Annotated in this window: 15 protein-coding genes; 9 read left to right on the top strand and 6 right to left on the bottom strand. The window is 68.7% G+C overall.

The window, feature by feature from the left end; all coding sequences use genetic code 11:
- Positions 1 to 76: 76 nt before the first annotated feature.
- A complete protein-coding gene (gene ispG, locus ACFXI3_RS08680) occupies positions 77 to 1228 on the top strand; it encodes a flavodoxin-dependent (E)-4-hydroxy-3-methylbut-2-enyl-diphosphate synthase (protein ID WP_378399016.1) in 1152 nt (383 codons plus the stop codon).
- Between the two features lie 70 nt (positions 1229 to 1298).
- Here ispG and ACFXI3_RS08675 read toward each other — a convergent pair whose 3' ends face one another.
- Positions 1299 to 1769 (bottom strand): nitroreductase/quinone reductase family protein, encoded by a 471-nt coding sequence (locus tag ACFXI3_RS08675; RefSeq protein ID WP_378399015.1) that lies wholly within the window; start codon positions 1767 to 1769, stop codon positions 1299 to 1301.
- Positions 1770 to 1858: 89 nt separating this feature from the next.
- On the opposite strand from ACFXI3_RS08675, the gene ACFXI3_RS08670 reads away from it, so the two are divergent.
- The gene (locus tag ACFXI3_RS08670) at positions 1859 to 2464 is read left to right on the top strand and encodes a TetR/AcrR family transcriptional regulator (protein ID WP_378399013.1); all 606 of its coding nucleotides are present in this window, start codon (positions 1859 to 1861) and stop codon (positions 2462 to 2464) included.
- Here ACFXI3_RS08670 and ACFXI3_RS08665 read toward each other — a convergent pair.
- Genes ACFXI3_RS08665 through ACFXI3_RS08655 form a run of 3 tightly spaced genes read right to left on the bottom strand, consistent with a single transcriptional unit; the run spans position 2461 to position 4023 of the window.
- Positions 2461 to 2739 (bottom strand): hypothetical protein, encoded by a 279-nt coding sequence (locus tag ACFXI3_RS08665; RefSeq protein WP_378399011.1) that lies wholly within the window; start codon positions 2737 to 2739, stop codon positions 2461 to 2463. The two genes, ACFXI3_RS08670 and ACFXI3_RS08665, sit on opposite strands and share 4 nt — an antisense overlap.
- Positions 2739 to 3767 (bottom strand): DUF2891 domain-containing protein, encoded by a 1029-nt coding sequence (locus ACFXI3_RS08660; RefSeq protein WP_378399010.1) that lies wholly within the window; start codon positions 3765 to 3767, stop codon positions 2739 to 2741. The genes ACFXI3_RS08665 and ACFXI3_RS08660 overlap by 1 nt, the downstream gene beginning before the upstream one ends.
- A gap of 1 nt (position 3768) precedes the next feature.
- Positions 3769 to 4023, bottom strand: coding sequence for a hypothetical protein (locus ACFXI3_RS08655; RefSeq protein WP_378399009.1), 255 nt, complete (start codon positions 4021 to 4023; stop codon positions 3769 to 3771).
- Between the two features lie 75 nt (positions 4024 to 4098).
- Here ACFXI3_RS08655 and ACFXI3_RS08650 point away from each other — a divergent pair, with 75 nt between their 5' ends.
- From ACFXI3_RS08650 to ACFXI3_RS08640, 3 genes are all read left to right on the top strand, one after another.
- Positions 4099 to 4914, top strand: coding sequence for a helix-turn-helix domain-containing protein (locus tag ACFXI3_RS08650; RefSeq protein WP_378399007.1), 816 nt, complete (start codon positions 4099 to 4101; stop codon positions 4912 to 4914).
- Positions 4915 to 5211: 297 nt separating this feature from the next.
- Positions 5212 to 6408 (top strand): multiprotein-bridging factor 1 family protein, encoded by a 1197-nt coding sequence (locus tag ACFXI3_RS08645; RefSeq protein WP_378399005.1) that lies wholly within the window; start codon positions 5212 to 5214, stop codon positions 6406 to 6408.
- Between the two features lie 92 nt (positions 6409 to 6500).
- The gene (locus tag ACFXI3_RS08640; RefSeq protein ID WP_378399003.1) at positions 6501 to 6893 is read left to right on the top strand and encodes a VOC family protein; all 393 of its coding nucleotides are present in this window, start codon (positions 6501 to 6503) and stop codon (positions 6891 to 6893) included.
- Here ACFXI3_RS08640 and ACFXI3_RS08635 read toward each other — a convergent pair.
- Positions 6890 to 7225, bottom strand: a complete 336-nt coding sequence (locus ACFXI3_RS08635) for a cupin domain-containing protein (protein WP_378399001.1) — start codon at positions 7223 to 7225, stop codon at positions 6890 to 6892. The genes ACFXI3_RS08640 and ACFXI3_RS08635 overlap by 4 nt on opposite strands.
- Before the next feature lie 71 nt (positions 7226 to 7296).
- Here ACFXI3_RS08635 and ACFXI3_RS08630 point away from each other — a divergent pair, with 71 nt between their 5' ends.
- Positions 7297 to 8235 (top strand): GlxA family transcriptional regulator, encoded by a 939-nt coding sequence (locus ACFXI3_RS08630; protein ID WP_378398999.1) that lies wholly within the window; start codon positions 7297 to 7299, stop codon positions 8233 to 8235.
- Between the two features lie 46 nt (positions 8236 to 8281).
- Here ACFXI3_RS08630 and ACFXI3_RS08625 read toward each other — a convergent pair whose 3' ends face one another.
- Positions 8282 to 10906: a fibronectin type III domain-containing protein gene (locus tag ACFXI3_RS08625; protein WP_378398997.1), complete on the bottom strand. Its 2625-nt coding sequence runs from the start codon at positions 10904 to 10906 to the stop codon at positions 8282 to 8284.
- A gap of 235 nt (positions 10907 to 11141) precedes the next feature.
- Here ACFXI3_RS08625 and ACFXI3_RS08620 point away from each other — a divergent pair, with 235 nt between their 5' ends.
- From ACFXI3_RS08620 to map, 3 genes are all read left to right on the top strand, one after another.
- Entirely contained in the window at positions 11142 to 12464 is a 1323-nt protein-coding gene (locus tag ACFXI3_RS08620; protein WP_378398995.1) for a glycoside hydrolase family 27 protein, read from the top strand.
- Between the two features lie 347 nt (positions 12465 to 12811).
- The gene (locus tag ACFXI3_RS08615; protein ID WP_037820337.1) at positions 12812 to 13666 is read left to right on the top strand and encodes a GNAT family N-acetyltransferase; all 855 of its coding nucleotides are present in this window, start codon (positions 12812 to 12814) and stop codon (positions 13664 to 13666) included.
- A gap of 41 nt (positions 13667 to 13707) precedes the next feature.
- A complete protein-coding gene (map, locus tag ACFXI3_RS08610; protein ID WP_378398992.1) occupies positions 13708 to 14565 on the top strand; it encodes a type I methionyl aminopeptidase in 858 nt (285 codons plus the stop codon).
- Positions 14566 to 14592: the final 27 nt, after the last annotated feature.

Raw genomic sequence — 14592 nt, 5'->3', positions numbered from 1 at the left:
GAGAAGGGGTAACGCTGCTCACCGCGTCGGCTGACTTCGTTGAAACGCGCCCGGGTGGGGTGGGTACGCTGGAAGCGTGACCGTCGCGTTAGGTATGCCCGCTCTGCCCCCGCCCGTCCTCGCCGAGCGTCGCAAGACCCGCCAGCTGATGGTGGGGTCGGTGGGCGTCGGCAGCGACCACCCGATCTCGGTGCAGTCGATGACCACGACGCTGACCTCCGACGTCAACGCCACCCTGCAGCAGATCGCCGAGCTGACCGCGGCGGGCTGCGACATCGTGCGCGTGGCGTGCCCGTCGGCCGACGACGCCGAGGCGCTGCCCGCGATCGCGAAGAAATCGCAGATCCCGGTGATCGCCGACATCCACTTCCAGCCCAAGTACGTGTTCGCCGCGATCGAGGCCGGGTGTGCCGCGGTGCGGGTGAACCCGGGCAACATCCGCAAGTTCGACGACCAGGTCAAGGAAATCGCGCAGGCCGCGAAGGACCACGGCACGCCGATCCGGATCGGCGTCAACGCCGGGTCGCTCGACAAGCGGCTGCTCGAGAAGCACGGCAAGGCCACCCCGGAGGCGCTCGCCGAATCGGCGATGTGGGAGGCGTCGCTGTTCGCCGAGCACGATTTCCACGACATCAAGATCTCGGTCAAGCACAACGACCCGGTCGTGATGGTGCGCGCCTACGAGATCCTCGCCGAGCAGTGCGACTACCCGCTGCACCTCGGCGTCACCGAGGCCGGGCCGGCGTTCCAGGGCACGATCAAGTCCGCCGTCGCGTTCGGCGCGCTGCTGCGCCAGGGCATCGGCGACACCATCCGGGTGTCGCTGTCCGCGCCGCCGGTCGAAGAGGTCAAGGTCGGCGCGCAGATCCTGCAGTCGCTGAACCTGCGGCCGCGGAAGCTGGAGATCGTGTCGTGCCCGTCGTGCGGGCGCGCGCAGGTGGACGTGTACACGCTCGCCGACCAGGTCACCGCCGGGCTGGAGGGGATGGAGATCCCGCTGCGCGTCGCGGTGATGGGCTGTGTCGTGAACGGCCCCGGCGAGGCGCGCGAGGCCGACCTCGGCGTCGCGTCCGGCAACGGCAAGGGCCAGATCTTCGTGAAGGGCGAGGTCATCAAGACCGTGCCGGAGCACGCGATCGTGGAGACCCTGATCGAAGAGGCCATGCGGATCGCCGAGGAATCCGGCGAGAGCATCGGCGAGGGCGCGCCGAGCGTCACCGTCGGCTGAGTTTTCCGTCTGTGAAGGGCTCCTTGAGGGAATCTGATTCCCTCAAGGAGCCCTTCACGGCTTTTCGGGGTCAGACGCGCTCGAGAAGGACGACCGGGACCTGTCTCCCGGAAGCGGCCTCGAACTCGGCGAATTTCGGGACCAGCGCGATCTGCTGCGCCCAGATCCTGGCGCGTTCTTCCCCAGCGGTGAGCCGTGCCTCAACCGGGATTTCTCCCGCGCCAGCCTCGATGACAGTCCGCGGATTCGCCATGAGATTGCGGTACCACGCCGGGTCGTGCGGACTGCCGCCGTGCGTCCCGAAAACGGCCCAGTCGTCCCCGACCGGCTGGTAGAACAGCGGGCTGATCCGCGCTTTCCCGGTTTTCGCGCCGACGTGGTGCACGAGAATCAGCGGCATTCCCTTTTCCGGAAAACCCGGCATATGCGGCGGTATCGGGCGGCCCGCGGCGGATTCCTCCGGACTGCTCCACGCGACATATCCGGCGTTCTCCCGGAATTCGGCGCGGATCCGGACATTCCAGTCTTCGAGGGTGGGCACGGCATCTCCTTCACTAGGCGGAGCACTTGCTCCGCAAACTAGCACACTAGGAGGAGCGCATGCTCCGGGTAAGCGAGTATGCTCGTCGCATGGCCGTGGCTGAACCGCACACTCCTGCCCGCCGTCGCGCCCTGCGCGCGGACGCGATCCGCAACCGGGAGGCGATCGTCGAGGCCGCCGCCGAGGTCATGGCGGAGCAGGGAGCCGCGGTCGACGTCCGCGAGATCGCGCGGCGCAGCGGGGTCGGCATGGGCACGCTGTACCGGCACTTCCCGAAGAAGGAAGACCTGGTCCGGACGGTTTTGGACCAGGACTTCTCCCGATGGGCCGAGGCCGCGCGCCAGGCGGCGATCGAGGCGGAGGACCCGTGGGCGGCGCTCACTGACTTCTACCGGCAGGCGTTGTCCGGCTGCGCCCGGCACCGCGCGATCATGGAAAGCTTCGCGCTGACGGGGACTGATCCCGATCCGACGGGGATTCCGCAGCTGCGCGCGGTGCTGGAGGAGCTGCGGGCGCGGGCGGCGGAGTTGCTGCGTCCCGGGGTCACTACGGAAGATTTGGTGCTGTTGCTGATTTCTCTGGGGTATGCGGCGCAGTTCACGGATGAGTGCCGGCCGCACATGTGGAACCGGTTGCTGCTGATTTCGCTGGACGGGCTGCGGGCTGAGCACCGCGAGCCGTTGCCGGAAAGCTAATCGCCTCCGCCGGGGGCGACGGTGAGCCCGTGGCGCGGATCCGGCACGGCTTCGAGCGCCGCCTTCACCGCGGGCTGGTCGCAGAATTCGTCGCGGATGGTCTCGGTCCTGAAGGCGATCTCGAAGACGACGCCGCGTTCGTGCGTCCGCCACGACCATCGCACGGCGCGGTCGATGATCGCGGCTTTGAGGAGCGCGTCGAAGTAGGTGCGGCGCCAGGCGCTCGCCGGGGCTTCTCCGTCGAGCACTTCGATGAGCAGCCAGGGGTCTGACATTATTCGGCGTCGCTCAGGAGGAGAAGCGCGTAGTAGGCCAAGAAATGCTGCACCGCATACGGTCCCTCGGTCACCTGCGATAAGGAGGCCTCCGCATGCTCCCGCGAAGCCGCCTCGATCGCCGCAATCCGGATGTCCCCACTCGGCAACGCCGCCGCGATCCGCCGCCAGCACCAGGCGCGATGCAGATTGAGCCCGTGGAGATGGGCGATCAACCCGTCGGAAGCATCGGTCACTACAGCCGGGGTGAACAACGCTGCCGGGTTTCGGTCGGCGATTCCGGGCAGGAAACCTTCCAGCCAGACCCCGAAATCGGCGGCCGGCATCAGGCGGCTCATCAGCTCAGCCTCGGCCAGCGCCGGGGTGAGGAAGTCGGCTCCGGACGGCTCCCAGGCGCCGGGGTAGTCGCGGTCCGAGCCGAACCAACGCCAGGCCGTCTTGGTGATCACCTCTCGCAGTCGCGGTTCGCCTCGGGATGCCAGGTAGTCGGCGTACGGCAGCGCGCGCGAGAGTCCGAAAGCGCCGTTCTCGTGCAGGCCGTAACGGATCGGATAGGTGACCTTCGGCAGCCAGTCGAGAAAGCGGGAGACGAAAAGCCTGCTCAACGGCTGGAGGGCAGCGGACCAGCGCGCGGCGTCAGGGTCGTCCCAAGTGGCGGTTTCCCTGGTCAGAGCCAGCAGGATCGACCAGCCGTACGGGCGCTGGGTCGTGCGATGGTGCTCCGGCGCGAAGCAGGCGGCTTCGGCGGCCAACGCGGGCTCGGTCAGGTGCGCATTCAATACGTCTCGGATCTCGTCGGCCGGGACGAGGGCAGGGTAGCGGCGCAGCAGATGTGCCAGCACCCAAAACATTTCGACGCACGAATGCCAGTCGAAGCTGCCGTAGAAGCACGGGTGCAGCTCGCGGACCGGCGGAACGGGAGCGTCGTCGATGCGCCAGTGGCTCTCGTAGTGCGGATACTCGCGCACGACGTTGGTCAGCGCGATTTTCGCGAACTCACCGGCGTGCGCGCCGGATAGCCCGGCCATGTCAGCCGCGCAGGTGATGTTGGGCGGCTTCGCGGATCTGCAGCCGCACGTTCTCCAGCGAGGCCGCGACCTCGTCGATCTGCCGGATCGCGATCTGCACCGACCCCTGGATCGCCGTCGCGGAGCCGGTTTCGCCGAGCAGGCCGAGCACCTGGGCCTGCAGGGCTTCCAGTTCTTCTTTGGTGGCGAGGGCGATTCCGGTCGGCACTTGGTCGGCCAGCAGTTCGAGCTGCTGCGCCTGTTCCTGGATCGTCATCGGGCTTCTCCTCATCGTGGGGACCGCTCTCCCGTGGTAGCAGAATTCGCCCGCGTCCGGGGCTAGCCTGGTCGCGTGAGTCACAGCTGGGCCGCCCGTCCGCCGCATCCGGTGCTGCGGGGCCTGGTCACGCGCTACGTCGGTTACGCCCAGGAGAACGGCACCCTCGGGGTGCACCGCGGGCTGCCCTCGCGGCACCTCACGCTGGTGATCAGCCTCGAAGAGCCGATCCGATACGCCGGGCTCGCCGGAGCCGGAGCGCTGCAGAGCGTCGTCGGCGGCCTGCACACCGAGCCCGCGCTGATCACGCAGGGCCGGGTGCAGCGCGGCGTGCAGCTGGAGCTGGACCCACTGGGAGCGCGGACTCTGCTGGGCGTCCCGGCCGCGGAATTGACCGGCCGGGTCACCGACCTGACCGACTTCGGCGGCGACCTGGCCCGCCTGCCGGACCGGCTGGCCTCGGCCGAGGATTGGCGTGCCCGATTCGCGATTCTCGACGAGGTGCTGGCCGCTCGGGCGGTCGAGCGCGCCGATCCGCCGCCGGAGCTGAACCGCGCGTGGCACGAATTGCGCCGCAGCGGCGGGTTGCTGCGGGTCGGCGATCTGGCGGACGAGGTCGGCTGGAGCCGCCGGCATCTGGGAGAGCGGTTCCGCGCGGAGCTGGGGCTGGCCCCTAAGCAGGCGGCGCGCGTGCTGCGTTTCGAGCGGGCGGTGGGGTTGTTGCGTAGCGGGCGTCGTGATCTGGCCGGGATTGCTTATGCGGCTGGGTATTACGACCAGGCGCACTTCACGAACGAGTGGCGCTCGCTGGCGGGGTGCTCGCCGCGGACGTGGATGGCGGAGGAGCTCCCGGCGCTGAGCTATCAGACCGACGTCGACGATCCCGTTTGAGCGCGGTCCATTCCTGCTAACGCGGAATCAAGCCAGGGTGTCCTTTCGGAATGGTCAAATGGCGCGATCGCCGGTAGTTCACGTCGCAGAACGGGCACTGAGTCAGCGGTCCGGACTCGCGGCGCTTGCTCAACGGCTCGAACGCCACTGTCGCGGTTTCGCCGCACAAAACGCTGGCATCCGCGCACCTTTCCCACCGGATTTGCAGCCGACAGTTACCACCGTGAGGCTAAGAGCGATTGCTACGCTGGAGGGGCACCAAAGGGACACCGCAGGCTCACGGCAGGAGTGCCTCGCATGGACGGCCCAGAGCAGCCCGGAGACAGCGTTGCCGAGCGGCTCAAGCGTGCCCGCAAGCTCAAGGGACTCGACCAGCGTCAGCTCGCGCAGCGCATGAGCTTCTCGCACTCGCTGGTCAAGAAGGTGGAACAGGGCGTCAAACCGCCTAGTGCCGCTTTCGTCGCAGGTGCGGCCCGCGCGCTCGGCATCAAGGTGTCCACGCTCTATGGAACCAGCGAGAACGAGGTTCTGGACGAGCCGAGCCAACAATCCTCGGGCATTGCCGACCTGCGCAGCGCACTAGACGCATATGACGAGCCCCGCCCTGAAGGCGACGCGCTCACTCTCGACGACGTCACGGCTCGGCTCGTCGCGGCTTCGGACAAGGTGGCGGCGCTCCAGCACGCCGACGTGTTGTCGGAGCTGCCGAACCTCCTGCATCATCTGTACGTCCTCGCCGGCGAACCCGGTCGCGCCGGAGAGCTGGGCCGGGCCGCTCTGCACGACGCCTACCGGATGTCGGCGACTGTCGCCGGACGCTTCCGGCAAGCCGACCTCGCCGCGATCGCCTCCGAACGGCACGTTCAGCTCGCCCCGCGTACCGGAGACCCGCTGCGGATCGCCATCAGCGCGTACCACCGCAGCACGCGTTATCTGCAGCATGGCGACTACCGCAACGGTCTTCGCCTGCTCGACCGCGCTCGGGAACACGTCGGCACCAGCACGGCCGGTCGCGCCGTGGCGATCCAGTTGGACCTTCGCTCGGCGATCATCGCTGCCCGTGCCGGAGACACCGCCGAGGCGGACGACTACGTCGGCGAGGCGCGCTCTTATGCCAGGGAGTTTCGCCCACCGTCCGCTCCTTACTACGGAGTGGATGCGAGTGCGACGAACATCGTCGTCCATTGGTGCGCGACACCGGTCGAGAACTACAACGGCACCGAAGCAGTCCGACGCGCTTCTGCTGTCGCGGTTGTCGATCCGCGTCGGCCGGAGCGGGTCGGGCACCACCACATCGACATGGCCCGCGCGTGGATGCTCCACGGCGACCGCGAGCGGACGCTCGCCGAATTGAACGCGGCCAAGGAGGTGGCGCCGAACGCGACCCGGCACCATCCTTCAGTGGTGGAGACCGTGCGGATCCTCGCCGCGTCCGAGCGCCGCACCACCGAATCGCTTGCCGGGTTCGCCCGCTGGGCAGGCATCCGCATCTGAACGAATCCGTACCGCTGCGGCGTCGCGTCCTCAACGGAGGAGCTCCCGTTTCTCCAAGACGAGACAAAGCCCGCCGCCGCAGAATTGTTGGCATGACACCACAACCGACAGTCTGGCCAGCTTTCCGTTACAACGACGCCAGCGGCGCGATCCGTTTCCTCGCCGACGTCCTGGGCTTCGAAGAAACCCTCGTGGTCCCCGGCGAGAATGGCGTCGCGCATGCCGAACTCCGTTGGCCCGAGGGCGGTGCCGTGATGCTGGGCAGTTGCGGCGGGCCTGCCGACGGAGTGCACGACGAGATGAAACCTGGCACCAGCGCGGTGTACGTGGTCTCGGATCGAGTGGACGAAATCTACGCCCGCGTGCGCGAAGCCGGTGCCGAAATCAGCCTGGAGCTGCACGACACCGACTACGGCTCGCATACGTTCACCGTCCGCGATCCTGAGGGGAATGCTTGGACGGTCGGGAGTTACCGGGGCGCTTAGCCCTCGGGGTAGAAGACGAACAGCGTGCAGCCGGTCGCCGTCGCGGGGACGTGCCACGAGCCAGCGGGGGCGTGGATGAACGTGCCGGCCGGGTAGTCGCGGGCGCCGTCGTTGAAGACGCCGGAGACGACGAAGACTTCTTCGGAACCGGGTTCGTGCACGTCACGTTCGGGCCATGTGCTGCCGGGGTCGAATTCAACAACGTTGGCGTGCGCGCCGTTTTCGCCGGTCCACAGCGGACGGAGGCGGATGCCGGGGAACAGCTCCTTCACCGGGGCATCGTCGACCGCGACCGAGGTGTAGCCCGGCTGGGCAAGGATTTCGGGGTGCATGAGACCCAGCTTGGCTTTCCCGGCGCACGCGGGACAGTGTCAGGAAAGACGTCATAGGGTACTTTCTTGCCATGCATCGCGTGGTGGCTCTCGTCCAGCCGGTGCAGTCGACGTTCGAACTCGGCTGCGGCGTCGAAGTGTTCGGCACGACCCGGGGCGGGGTGCCGCAGCACTACGAATTCGAGGTGTGCACGGAGAATCCCGGGCCGGTGCCGACCACGGCCGGCTACGAAATACACGTGTCCAGCGGGCTTTCGGCGCTTTCCAAGGCCGACACGGTGCTGATCCCGGGCTGGACGCCCGTCGAGACGCCGCTCTCGCCGAAGGTGCGCCGGGCGTTGCTGCGCGCGCACGAACGCGGCGCGCGGCTGGTCACGATCTGCTCGGGTTCTTTCGCGCTGGCCCAGACCGGCCTGCTGGACGGAAGAACGGCGACGACGCACTGGGCGCGGCTCGACCAGCTGCAGCGGGATTTCCCGAAACTGCGGGTGGAACCGGACGTGCTTTACGTCGACCACGGCGATGTCGCCACGAGCGCGGGCGCGGGAGCGGGCATCGACCTGTGCCTGCACCTCGTCCGGCGCGATCACGGGGCGGCGCACGCGGCGCTCATTTCGCGGCACATGGTGATGCCGACGCATCGCGAGGGCGGGCAGGTGCAGTACGTGCCGCGGCAGGTGTCGGCGGACGCGTCGTTGGACGGGCTGCTCGACTGGGCGGGAGAACGCTTGGGTACGCCGTTGTCGGTGGAGGATTTGGCTGCCCGCTTGACGATCTCCCCGCGGACGCTGGCCCGCCGGTTCGCGGATCAGCTCGGCACAAGCCCGGGTGCGTGGCTGCTTTCGCGGCGGGTGGCGGAGGCGCGGCGGTTGCTGGAGGAGACGGATCTGCCGGTGGACGCGATCGCGGCGCGGGTCGGCCTGGTGTCGGCGGTGAACCTCAGGCGTCGGTTCCGGGCGCAGGTGGGGACGACGCCGGGGGCGTATCGAAGAGCCTTCCGAATAGGGTGATCGGCGCGTACCGGCAGGGAGGTCCAGTACGCGCCGATCACCGGGGTTACGCGGTGGTGGTTTGCACCGTCACCGCGGGGCCGACGCCGGTTCCGGTGACGGCCGCGATCGTGAAGGTGTAGGCAGTCCCGGACTTCAGCCCGTCCACGACGCGGGTCAGGCCCTTCTGCGTGGGCTGGCTGACGATCGCGTCGCGTCCGGTGACCTCGATGGTGCGGCCGTCGGACACGGTGATCCGGTAGCCGATCACCGGGGTCGACCCGGTTTCCTTCGGCGGCGTCCAGTGGATGCTCGCCGCGTCGGCGCTCGGCAGCGCCTTCGCCCCGGTCGGAACAGCCGCGAGCTGGGTGCCCGGCTGCCCGACAGTGACCGGTGCCGACGGCAGCGACGGCAAGCCGACCCCGAACCGGTTTTGCGCGGCGACCGTGACCGTGTACGTCTGGCCATCCGTCAGCTTCGGGATCACCGTGTACCCGGTGCGCGCGAAGTCCTTGGCAGACACCGAAGCCGTGACACTGCGCTTGCCGTCGGAAGCGGTGAGCAGGTAGTCCTGCACCGGCGCACCGTTCTCCGCGACCGTCGGGTTCCAGGTCGCGTACAGCTGGCCGGACACCGAGAACGTGCCGATCCGCGTCGGAGCCTGCGGAGCGGACGCGCCGTCGATCCGGCGGTTCAGCACCGAGCGGTGGCCCGGTTCGATCCCCGCGTTGTCCACAATGGACTTGGGCGCGGCGGCGGGGTTGTTCAGCAGGTGGTTGCCCGACGTGATGACGCCCTTCTTGTCGCCGTCCGGATCGCCCTGCTCCCAGTAGTTTCCGGAGATGACGGTCGGGTCGTTGTTGCCGAGCGAGTCGCGGTAGTCCACGTGCGTGGAGGCGACGTTGGCGTACGCCGCGTGGTAAAGCACGTTGCCGGAAACGGTTTCGTAGGTGCAGCCGTTGTCGGTGTAGACAGACTTGCCGAGACCCCACTGGTCGTAGATGACGTTCCCGGTCACCTTCTCGCCCTCGGCCTGCGACGGCCCGGTGATGCCCTGGGTGTAAATGCCGCCGCCGTCGTCCAGCGAAAGCATGTAGTCGTGGATCAGGTTGTTGGACACCACGTTGTTGCGCGAGACATTCGGCGTCGCGGCCTGCTTGATCTTGTCCGGCCAGCCGCCCCAGCCCATCGAGATGCCGGAGTACGCGACGTGGTCGATCTGGTTGTGCGAAACGACATTGTCCTGCGAGTACCCGTTGACGATCGGCACTCCGCCGGTGAACTCGCGCGGCATTCCGTACAGGTGGTTGTTGGTCACCTTGACCCGCGCGGTCAGGTCCGCACCAGCGGCGGTGGGCTTGCTGACGCCGCCGATTTCGACGCCGTTGCCGGAGATGTCGGTGAACACGCTGTCGGACACGCTGCTGTCCTGCGCACCCTCGCCGAGGTCGAGCCCGGCCGCGCCGAGGTGCGCGAACACGGTGTCCTGGAACTCGATCCGCTGCCCGTGCGACATCGAGACGTTGCCGGGTTCCTTCGTCCAGTCCGCGTACGGGCAGGAACCGCCGGGCGTGAACTGGCACAGGCCCTGCGTGGCCCAGCCGCGTTCGCCGGTGATCCGGTAGCCGGCCTGGATTTCGGAGAAGCCTTCCGGCGACGACGGTTCGAGCCAGGTCGCGTAGGAGAACTGGATGCCGCGGAAAGAGATGTCGTGGATCGGCGCTTCAGCGGTGCCACGGCCGTCCACGAGCTTCTCCAGCGCGGGCATCTCGACGTCGGCCCAGTGCAGGTTTTCGCCCTTGCGCGGCAGGTAGTACACGGTGTGCGCGGCGCGGTCGAGGTACCACTCGCCAGGAGTGTCCAGCAGCTCGAACGCATTCTCCACATAGGACGGTTGGCGTCCGTTGGTGAGATCGCCCGGGCCGACCATGTTGACCGAACGGCCGGGGATGTCGGCGAACATCACGCGCCGGGTCGAGTTGTCCCAGCACGGCTGGGCCATGGTGATCGTCGTGCCCTGCGCCGAGGCGACCGGGCAGCGCGGCTCGGTCCACTGGCCGAGGCCGTTGCGCTCGACGTTCCACAGCTCCTCGCCGCTGGTATAGACCAGTTCGAGGTCGCTCGGGTTTCGCCAGTGCGCCATCGTGTCCGCGGACGCGGCGTACCCGGTGTCGGTCGCCTTCACGGTCACCGGAAGCCGCCCGGACGCCCGCTGCGCGCGAACGCCGTCGACGTACAGCTGGCGGGTGTTGTCCAGCCCGGCTGGCGCGGGCGCGGAGTAGAGCCCCGGTCGTCCGGCGACCGGACGCCAGCCGCTGACCTGCTTGCCGCCGCTGACCACGGTGCCCGGCGAACCCTGCCAGACGATCCGGTGGCCGTTCGAGCCGGAATCGGCCGCGTCGAGTTCGAGCGGCTTGTCGAGCCGGTAGGTGCCGGAGGAGACGTGCACGGTCAGGTCGGAGTTCAGGTGCGCGGCGCGTTGCCGGACCAGCTGCTGGGCGCGGGGGAGCGTGCGCACCGGCGACCAGACGGCGCCGGACCCGGAATCGTTGCCCCACGGCGAGACGTACACGTCCTGGCTGCCCGGCCACGCGGCCGCCGCACCCGCGGGCAGCAGCGCGGTCGCGGTCAGCACCGCGGCGGCGAGCCCGAGGGCGCGCCTCCCGCTGGCGCGCGCTGGTCTGAGCTTCATCCGGGACCTCCGTGTTCGCCAGTGAACGACGCGAGTCAGCGCCGCAAGAAAGATAGGATCTATTCGCGATCGTGTCGAGAGGATTCGGGTGGATATTCCGAGCATTCACGGTGGTGAACGGGGTTGATCCGGTCGGCGGGTTCCGTCCCGGCTAGCGGTCAGTGATCCGATGAATCATTGCTGACCCCGGTTCGGCGCGCGTACAACGAAGCGATCCCCGGGAGAGGTGGTCGCGATGAAGCGAAGGATCGGTGTGCTGGCCGCAGCGGTGGCGGTGCTGGCCGGTGCGCTGGCGGGAACAGCGGCGGCGGACAGTCAGTCGATCGAATCCTGGACGCCGGTGGCGAGAACGCCGCCGATGGGCTGGAGCAGTTGGAGCGCGCTGCGCCGGAAGTTCACCGAGGAGACGATCAAGGCGCAAGCCGACGTCATGCACGATCGGCTCGCCGCTTACGGCTACCGGTACATCAACATCGACGCGGGCTGGAACGACCACGTCGACGAATTCGGCCGCGTCGCGCCGGACCCGAAGAAGTTCCCGAACGGCATCGCCTCGCTGGCCCGGTACCTGCACCAGCGCGGCCTGAAATTCGGCATCTACCTGGTGCCCGGAGTCCCCGCGCAAGCGGTTGCGGCCGATTCGCCGATCGAGGGCACGCCGTACCGGGTGCACGACATCGTCACGGCAGGCGCGGGCAACACCGCGGACGACAAATCCGCGAAACTCGACTTCAGCAAGCCCGGCGCGGCCGCGTACGTCCGCTCCCAGGCGCGGCAGCTGGCGTCGTGGGGCGTCGACTACATCAAAATGGACTTCGTCGGGCCCGGCGGCGGGAAGATCCCCGCGGACAACCGCGAGGACATCCGGCAGTGGCACGCGGCGATCCAGGCCAGCGGCCGTCCGATCCACTTGGAACTGTCCAATTCGCTCAGCATCGCCGAGGCCGCGACCTGGCAGCGCTACAGCAACGGCTGGCGGATCGAAGGCGACATCGAGTGCTACTCGCATTGCGTCGGCCTCACGAACTGGGACGTGCGCGTCAAGCTGCGTTTCGCCGACGCTCCCAAGTGGACTGGCTTCGCGGGCCCCGGCCATTGGAACGACCTGGACTCCATCGAGATCGGCAACGGCGAAGCGAACGGCATCACCCCGGACGAGCGGCAAAGCGTAATGACGCTGTGGGCGATCGAATCCTCGCCGCTGCTGCTCGGCACCGACCTGACCAAACTCGACCCGGACGACCTGAAGCTGCTCACTAACCGCGAAGTGCTGGCCGTCGACCAGGCAGGCCGACCGGCGCGTCCGGTTTCGCAGGCAACGCAGCAGCAGGTGTGGTTCAGCCCCGACGGCCACGGCGGAGTGACGGTCGCGCTGTTCAACCTGGGCTCGACGGAGGCCCCGGTGACCGCGTCCTGGCCGGATCTGGGACTGCGCGGCCCGGCCGCGGTGCGGGATCTGTGGACGCATCGGAACCTGGGGGTGAGCCGGGACAGTTTCACCGCGACACTCGCGCCGCACGCTTCGCGGCTGCTGCACCTGGTTCCGCGGCCTCGCTGAGCCGTCCGTGAAGGGCTCCTTGAGGGAATCAGATTCCCTCAAGGAGCCCTTCACGGACAACAACCTCGCTCTGGTGCGGGGCTGGCTCGGCGGGCTATTGCGAGTGAGCCGTCCGTGAGGGCCACCTTCACGGACTCTGATTCCCCCAGGGTTCCCCTCACGGACTCCAGGGGGACAGCTCCGGAGGCGCCCGGGCGGGGTGCCTCCGGAGCGCTGTGCGGCGGGTTCGAGCACCGTCGGTGGCGGAGCCCGCCGGGGCGCCGCCGTTCGGGTGCGAGGTTCATTCATCTCAGCGTGTCGCCTGGCTCGCGTTCCGTTCACCCGGTTCATCTGGCACTCTGGACCCCGTGTTGCGGCTTGCAGGTGCACGGCTGCTCGATGATCGGGACTATCCGGCGGTGCGCGCTGCACTCGCCGCCGACCCGGTGGGCAGCTGCATGGTCAGCGCCCGGGTCGAGGCGGCCGGTCTCGACCCGTGGCGTCTTGGTGGCGAGCTGTGGGCGGCCGACGCCCGTCCGGTGCGCGCCGGGCGGCTCACCGGTTTGTGCTTCGCCGGACCGAACCTGATCCCGTTGCGCGGCAACGCTTCGGCGCTGCGTTCGTTCGCCGACCGGGCGCTGCGCCGCCAGCGCACCTGCTCTTCGCTCGTCGGGCCCGCGCCGCAGGTGCTCGGGCTCTGGGACGAGCTGTCGTCGGAATGGGGGCCGGCCCGCGAGGTGCGCGGCGACCAGCCGCTGATGGCGCTCGAAGGCGATCCGCTGGTGCCCGCCGATCCGCAGGTCCGCACCGTCCGCCCGCACGAACTGGACCGCTACTTGCCCGCGGCGGTGGCGATGTTCATCGAGGAGGTCGGCGTCGACCCGCGCGCCGGCGACGGCGGGGCCAGCTACCGCGCCCGGGTGAGCGAGCTGATCTCCACCGGCCGCGCGTTCGCCCGGTTCGAGGACGGCGAGGTCGTGTTCAAGGCCGAGATCGGCGCGATGTCCGCGCGGGTCGGCCAGATCCAGGGCGTCTGGGTGCATCCGGACCGCCGCGGCGGCGGCTTGGGCACGGCGGGCACCGCGGCGGTGGTGAACCGCCTGGTCCACGGCCTCGGCCGGACGGCGAGCCTGTACGTGAACGGATTCAACGCGCCCGCGCTGGCGGCGTACCGGCGGATCGGGTTCCAGCAGGTCGGGCAGTACGCGACCGTGCTGTTCTGAGCTGGCTGCGCCGCGATCGGGTGACGTCGTAGTCTGGGGTCATGTCCGTTCGCGCCCCGTTGAAGCCCGGCGTCCAGACGCCGCGCCGTGCCGTCCCCGCCGACATCGCCCGCCCCGAGTACGTGGACCGGCCGGCGCCGAAACGGGACACCGGCAACGGAGTGCGCACGCCCGAGGTCATCGAGGCGATGCGGGTCGCGTCGAAGATCGCCGCGCAGGCGCTCGAGGAGGGCGGCAAGGCGGTCAAGCCGGGCGCGACCACCGACGACGTCGACAAGGTCGTGCACGAATTCCTGCTCGACCACCGCGCGTACCCGTCGACGCTCGGCTACCGCGGCTTCCCGAAGTCGTGCTGCACCTCGCTGAACGAGGTGATCTGCCACGGCATCCCGGACTCGACCGTGATCGAGGACGGCGACATCTGCAACATCGACGTGACGGCGTTCATCGGCGGCGTGCACGGCGACACCAACGCGACGTTCCTCGCCGGCGACGTCTCCGAGGAGGTGCGGCTCCTGGTCGAGCGCACCCGCGAGGCGACCGCGCGCGCGATCAAGGCAGTCCGCCCCGGCCGGCAGTTGAACGTGATCGGCCGCGTGATCGAGGCGTACGCGAAGCGCTTCGGCTACGGCGTGGTCCGCGACTTCACCGGCCACGGCGTCGGCCCGGCGTTCCACACCGCGCCGACGGTGCTGCACTACGAGGAGCCCTCGGTGCAGACGCTGATCGAAGAGGGCATGACCTTCACGATCGAGCCGATGATCACGCTCGGCACCATCGACTACGACGTGTGGAGCGACGACTGGACGGTCACCACGAAGGACAAGAAGTGGACCGCCCAGTTCGAGCACACCCTGGTCGTGACCGCTAACGGCGCGGAGATCCTGACGCTCCCGTAATACGAGCTGTCCGTGAAGGGCTCCTTG

Source organism: Amycolatopsis sp. NPDC059235 (assembly GCF_042754125.1).
GTDB lineage: Bacteria > Actinomycetota > Actinomycetes > Mycobacteriales > Pseudonocardiaceae > Amycolatopsis > Amycolatopsis albidoflava.
The sequence above is the reverse complement of the archived record's forward strand: the minus strand, read 5'-3'. Positions and strand labels throughout refer to the sequence as shown.

Excerpts from the sequence above, each read along its gene's own strand:
- ACFXI3_RS08670 (WP_378399013.1), top strand. The coding sequence starts at position 1,859 with ATGGCCGTGGCTGAACCGCACACTCCTGCCCGCCGTCGCGCCCTGCGC.
- ACFXI3_RS08665 (WP_378399011.1), bottom strand. The coding sequence starts at position 2,739 with ATGTCAGACCCCTGGCTGCTCATCGAAGTGCTCGACGGAGAAGCCCCG.
- ACFXI3_RS08660 (WP_378399010.1), bottom strand. The coding sequence starts at position 3,767 with ATGGCCGGGCTATCCGGCGCGCACGCCGGTGAGTTCGCGAAAATCGCG.
- ACFXI3_RS08655 (WP_378399009.1), bottom strand. The coding sequence starts at position 4,023 with ATGACGATCCAGGAACAGGCGCAGCAGCTCGAACTGCTGGCCGACCAA.
- ACFXI3_RS08645 (WP_378399005.1), top strand. The coding sequence starts at position 5,212 with ATGGACGGCCCAGAGCAGCCCGGAGACAGCGTTGCCGAGCGGCTCAAG.
- ACFXI3_RS08640 (WP_378399003.1), top strand. The coding sequence starts at position 6,501 with ATGACACCACAACCGACAGTCTGGCCAGCTTTCCGTTACAACGACGCC.
- ACFXI3_RS08635 (WP_378399001.1), bottom strand. The coding sequence starts at position 7,225 with ATGCACCCCGAAATCCTTGCCCAGCCGGGCTACACCTCGGTCGCGGTC.
- ACFXI3_RS08630 (WP_378398999.1), top strand. The coding sequence starts at position 7,297 with ATGCATCGCGTGGTGGCTCTCGTCCAGCCGGTGCAGTCGACGTTCGAA.
- ACFXI3_RS08625 (WP_378398997.1), bottom strand. The coding sequence starts at position 10,906 with ATGAAGCTCAGACCAGCGCGCGCCAGCGGGAGGCGCGCCCTCGGGCTC.
- ACFXI3_RS08620 (WP_378398995.1), top strand. The coding sequence starts at position 11,142 with ATGAAGCGAAGGATCGGTGTGCTGGCCGCAGCGGTGGCGGTGCTGGCC.
- map (WP_378398992.1), top strand. The coding sequence starts at position 13,708 with ATGTCCGTTCGCGCCCCGTTGAAGCCCGGCGTCCAGACGCCGCGCCGT.